The organism is Streptomyces sp. WAC06614 (genome assembly GCF_003949795.1).
In the GTDB taxonomy this organism is placed as follows: domain Bacteria; phylum Actinomycetota; class Actinomycetes; order Streptomycetales; family Streptomycetaceae; genus Streptomyces.
In genome coordinates this window covers 1-589 of the sequence record NZ_RPRY01000789.1, presented here as the reverse complement: position 1 = coordinate 589, position 589 = coordinate 1, and the positions used below count along the sequence as shown (strand labels likewise).

Genomic DNA, 589 nt, shown 5'->3' with positions numbered 1-589 from the left:
GCGGAGGAGGACGTCGAGGCGGTCACCGCCGTACTGCGTGGCGACTGGCTGACCACCGGACCCGCGGTCACGGCCTTCGAGAACGCGATCTCCGAGCTCGCCGGCGGACACCGGGCGGTGAGCTGTACGTCGGGCACCGCGGCGCTGCACATCGCGTACGCCGCGCTCGGCGTCGGGCCGGGCGACGAGGTCGTCACGACTCCGATGACCTTCGTGGCGACGGCTTCCTGCGCCGCGATGTTGGGCGCCCGCGTGGTCTTCGCCGACATCGACTACGAAACCGGCCTGCTCGATCCCACAGCCGTCGCGGCAGCTCTGACTGATCGTTCCAGGGTCATCAGTGCGGTCGACTATGCCGGCCAGGCCGCCGACTACCCGGCATTGCAGGTCTTGGCCGATCGGGTCGGCGCGTACACCCTCGCCGACGCGGCACATTCCGTCGGCGGTACGGCGTACGGCCGACCCGTCGGCGACCTCGCCGGTGGTCAGGTTCTTGGTCGGGAAGAAGGACATGGTGGTGACGTCGGCGAGGGCGGCGCGGTCGTCTGCAAGGACCCGGCGGTCGCCCAGCGAGCCCACGAGACTGCAG

At 70.6% G+C, this 589-nt stretch carries 1 protein-coding gene; it reads left to right on the top strand.

Going from position 1 to position 589, the window contains the following annotated elements:
- A partial coding sequence (locus tag EF918_RS36515; RefSeq protein WP_125653044.1) for a DegT/DnrJ/EryC1/StrS aminotransferase family protein occupies positions 1-589 on the top strand: 589 nt, incomplete at both ends.